Annotated in this window: 5 protein-coding genes and 1 pseudogene; all 6 read left to right on the top strand. The window is 38.6% G+C overall.

Annotated features, from left to right (window positions below):
- Positions 1-239: 239 nt before the first annotated feature.
- Positions 240-1,058 (top strand): annotated as a pseudogene (locus HMPREF3249_RS05210) (Cof-type HAD-IIB family hydrolase).
- A 51-nt stretch (positions 1,059-1,109) separates the two neighbouring features.
- Positions 1,110-1,709, top strand: a complete 600-nt coding sequence (locus HMPREF3249_RS09665; protein ID WP_224785086.1) for a LacI family DNA-binding transcriptional regulator — start codon at positions 1,110-1,112, stop codon at positions 1,707-1,709.
- Positions 1,706-2,014, top strand: a complete 309-nt coding sequence (locus HMPREF3249_RS09660; protein WP_224785087.1) for a type 1 periplasmic-binding domain-containing protein — start codon at positions 1,706-1,708, stop codon at positions 2,012-2,014. Before HMPREF3249_RS09665 ends, HMPREF3249_RS09660 begins: the two co-directional genes overlap by 4 nt.
- A 303-nt stretch (positions 2,015-2,317) precedes the next feature.
- The gene (locus tag HMPREF3249_RS05195; protein ID WP_059221508.1) at positions 2,318-2,914 is read left to right on the top strand and encodes a TetR/AcrR family transcriptional regulator; all 597 of its coding nucleotides are present in this window, start codon (positions 2,318-2,320) and stop codon (positions 2,912-2,914) included.
- Positions 2,911-3,477 carry an NAD(P)H-dependent oxidoreductase gene (locus HMPREF3249_RS05190; protein ID WP_059221506.1) on the top strand — a complete coding sequence of 189 codons (567 nt, stop codon included), beginning with the start codon at positions 2,911-2,913 and terminating at the stop codon, positions 3,475-3,477. The genes HMPREF3249_RS05195 and HMPREF3249_RS05190 overlap by 4 nt, the downstream gene beginning before the upstream one ends.
- A 136-nt stretch (positions 3,478-3,613) precedes the next feature.
- Entirely contained in the window at positions 3,614-3,982 is a 369-nt protein-coding gene (locus tag HMPREF3249_RS05185) for an EXLDI protein (protein WP_049513101.1), read from the top strand.
- Positions 3,983-4,128: the final 146 nt, after the last annotated feature.

The following is a 4,128-nucleotide window of genomic DNA, read 5'->3' as shown; positions in this document are numbered from 1 at the left end:
CTATGATTCGAGAATTAAGAGCCTACTTAAAAGATTATAGTGATTAAACTAAGTCAGAAATTTTCCCTTTTTAAAGGTCATTTTCATTTTGCTACCTCTAAAAAATTTAATTCACTTTTTTTCATTTTCCTCTTGACATGGAACGCGTTCCAGATTGTACAATGAAGTCAAGCTAGCGAAGAAATAAGATTTGAACTCGGAGTGGAGCGCAAATCCATAAAGAAAAGGAGAGAAAAATCATGCAAACAAGAACGATTAAACGTATTTTTACTAATATGGATGGGGCGCTTTTAAATTCAAAGGGGCAAGTTTCCGAAAGGAATGCCAGACGCATTCGCAGAGCAGATATTCCGATTACGCTGGTCTCTGCGCGTGCGCCAATGGAGATGCGTGAGGCTATTGAATTGTTGGGTTTGCAAGGTCCGCAAGTGGGCTTTAATGGTGGTTTGATTTATGAGGTTGTCAATCATCAAATTCGTCCGCTGCACATCAAGATTATTTTCAAGCAGACCGCGGCAACGATTTTACAGGCGGTGCGGTAGCATTTTCAGCAGGTCAAGTTTCAGTTATTATGACTTGAATCATTGGTATTGTGATACAGTAGATGAAAGAATTTGTTACGAATACGACTTGACTCATCAGGCACCGACTCAGGTTCATGATGAAGATTGTTTTTTTCAGCTTGTGATAATCTGTTTAAAATCATGATGATTAGTTTTGAAGAGGAAGAAATGCAAGATTTGCAGACTTATCTGAATAGTCTAGGACTAACTAGTGTGACAATTCTGCGTTCTGGTCGGTTTTATTTAGAAATCATTAGCAAAGAAGCTCGAAAATCATCAGGGATTGATTACATTAGCCGGAAAGAAAATCTAAAAAAAGAAGAAACAGCTGCCTTTGGTGACGGTCACAATGACATTCCGATGCTAGAAATGGTTGGTTTTCCGATTGTCATGGACAATGCCTTTAAAGATGTGAAGGCACATGCTTTTAAAATTACCAAGAGTAACGATGAGGACGGAGTTGGTTACGGAATTCACAGGTATCTCGTCAGTTAAGCTTGAAAATCAGAAAGGAACTCGATGACCAATATTTGAGAAATAGCGAAGTTGAGTAGCTATTCGGTGTCCAGTGTGTTGCGCGTGCTCAACAATCACCCATATGTGTCAGACGAGGCACGGAGGAAAATCCTGCAAATTGTCAGAGAACTGGACTATACTCTAAATCTAGTCGCAAAAGAACTGAGTTTGGGCAATACTTATAAAGTGGGTGTAGTCATTCCTCATGTGCGTCACACTTATTTTACCAAGTTCATCAACGGTATGTTGGATCAAGCGCAGAGGAGTGCCTATAATTTGCTGCTTTTGCCGTCTCAGTATGACAAAGAACTAGAGCTTCAGTACCTGGAACAATTGCGAGGTCAGGCTTTTGATCATTTGATTTTCACCTCACGAAGCATAGGTTTGGAAACCATTGCTTCCTATGCTAAGTACGGAAATATTGTCTGCTTAGAAACGGTAAATCATTCTCAACTGAGTAGTGTCTATGTGGATCGCAAACCAGCTTGCAGAGAAGCTTTTCGCTGGTTGAAGGAACTGGGTTATCAACATTTAGCCCTTATTTCACCCGTAAAGACAAACGCAGTTCCACCTATCGTATGGTCAGGGAGGCTTATGATGAAGTCTACGGCTCGGAGCATGAACCGGTGATTATTGAAGACGTTGCTATAGAAGAGGATGCTTATCAGAAAGCTTCCGAACTTTGGCAACACCCGGAGATTGACTGTATTTTTTCAAATGGGGATGACATGGCAGCAGGGTTTTTGCAGGTTTATGAGGAAGCTGGGAAACAGCTACCCTTCATTATGGGGCAAGAAAATATGCTGGCTGGACGCCTTCTGGGTCTTTCTACCATTGACAACAAATCCTATCAGCTGGGTCAGGAAAGTTTCAAGCGAGTTTTATCTGAAGAGAAAAAAACCATTGTGTTCAAATCAGAGTTTATCCAGCGATAAGAGACTTGTTGTTTTTCAAATTAGCTTACTTATTTAATAAAGAAGAAGAGTTTGGGACAAAAAGATTTCAATTTTTAAAAATCTTAATTATTAAGCCCTTCAAATCTATAATTAAATGCGACAAGCGAACAAAGCAGAATTCTGATTGCCAGAAAACTAGTTTTGTTCGCTTTTTATATTTGAGGTTGGACTTTTGTCCCATCCTCTTTTTTACTGAAATTTTTCTAAACAGAAAATATTGACAAGAAAAAGTATACAATGTATACTAAGAAAGTAGACGTTGTATACTTTTTGAGGGAAAAAATGAAACGAAATACGGCAGAGTTAAAAGAAAGACTGATCCAGACGGGGATTAAAGAGATTGAAGACCATGGTATCGACCAGCTATCACTGAGGACTGTCGCTAAATCCTGCGGTGTTACCCATGGCACTCCTTACCGGCATTTTGAAAGTAAAGAAAACTATTTAAAAGTCGTTTTAAAACGACTTTCTGCTTTTCTCAACCAAGAGATCCAAAAAAAGATCGATTGGAAGGCTTCTGCACGCAATCAACTGGCCCAAATGGGATTTAACTTCATCATCTTTGCGAAGGATTACCCCTATTTCTTTGAAGCCCTCTTTATTAAATTTCCTTTTAAGTATATGAAAGTCACTCAGGATACTATTTCGCTGGATTCTGATTTGCCAGGATTCGCTGCATTTAAACGGATTGTTTTAGAGCTTCGTAAGGAGGAAGGCTTTACCAACAGCGAAGCTGAAACACTGTTTCACTTTTGGAGTTTTATTTCAGGTCTTGCTGTTTTGGCGAACAGTCCCATTGGACGTGACCTTGACAACAAAGCCATTCAGACTAACATTGAGCAGATGCTTGATATCTATATAAAAGGAGAGCGGTCATGAAAATCTTAATTGTTTTTACTCATCCAAACCCTCAAGGTTTTAACGGTGCTATTCTCAAGCAAGTCCAAACCAATCTTTCTGAAGCGCATTCTGTCAAAACCTTAGATTTATATGCTGAACAGTTTGATCCAATCTTACGATTTGATGAAAATCAAAAACGCCGCGATTTGGCTAAGGTTCCTGAAATGGAAAAATACCGTGATCTTGTCACTTGGGCAGACCACCTAATCTTCATTTTCCCGATTTGGTGGAGCGGAATGCCGGCTATGCTCAAAGGATTTATTGACCGAGTATTTGTAGCTGATTTCGCTTATTCTTATAAAAAAGTCGGTCTTGAAGGGCACTTACAAGGAAAATCTGCTTGGATTATCACCACCCATAATACGCCGGCCTTTGTGCTGCCTTTTATTCAGGATTATGGTAAAGTCCTGAAAAATCAAATTTTAAAAATCTGCGCTGTCGCACCGGTTAAGCTAACACAATTAACAAATGTTGAAAAAATTTCTGATGAACAGCGCCAGCAATTCTTAGAAACCATCACTCAAACAGCCCGTCGTATTTAAAATAAGGATGATTGTAAAGCAGAAATAGTACGATACAGCTGAAAACTAGCTTAATAATCTATTTCTTATGAAACATTTCTTGAAAACCTGCGTAAAACTGCTATAATGGAAGTGGAAAAATTAAGGAGGTGTCACGATGGAATATAAGGAAGTGGAATGCAGGCTAGTGGATCATGGAATCAGAGAGTATAAAAAATTTAAAGGAATCAAGATTTATAGTAACAGCCGTTTTTCTGAAGATAGGAAAAAAATAATCTATCAAACGATTTATCTGACACCCAAGAAGAACCTTGTCTACTATCAAAGAGAAGATCTCAACTATGATTCAGAGTGGTGGCTCAGAAAGCATAAGGATCTACCATTCTACCATCAGCAAGAGGCAGATACGGTTTTCAAAATTTGCCAAGCTTTTGCTGAGTTAAGCTCTTACCTAGACAAATCTACTATCAACAAGTTGGAGCAAAAGTTAGCGGCAGGTGCTTTTATTGAAACCTTGAATATTTAACTTTACAGACAGCCAGTCTTTACGGACTGGTTTTTTTGTATGAAGTCAGTTGCATTGTTTCATAGGACATTTGTCCATTTTTGTTATTGATAAATTGTAAAATATAGTGCAGCAAAAAAACTCATAGCGTTTCATTGGTGTAAACT

It is taken from the genome of Streptococcus sp. HMSC36C04 (assembly GCF_001839535.1).
In the GTDB taxonomy this organism is placed as follows: Bacteria; Bacillota; Bacilli; order Lactobacillales; family Streptococcaceae; genus Streptococcus; species Streptococcus hominis.
This window is presented reverse-complemented; position numbering and strand designations above follow the sequence as displayed.

Coding starts and splice junctions, on each gene's coding strand:
- HMPREF3249_RS05190 (WP_059221506.1), top strand. CDS start 2,911: ATGAAAATCTTAATTGTTTTTACTCATCCAAACCCTCAAGGTTTTAAC.
- HMPREF3249_RS05185 (WP_049513101.1), top strand. CDS start 3,614: ATGGAATATAAGGAAGTGGAATGCAGGCTAGTGGATCATGGAATCAGA.
- HMPREF3249_RS05195 (WP_059221508.1), top strand. CDS start 2,318: ATGAAACGAAATACGGCAGAGTTAAAAGAAAGACTGATCCAGACGGGG.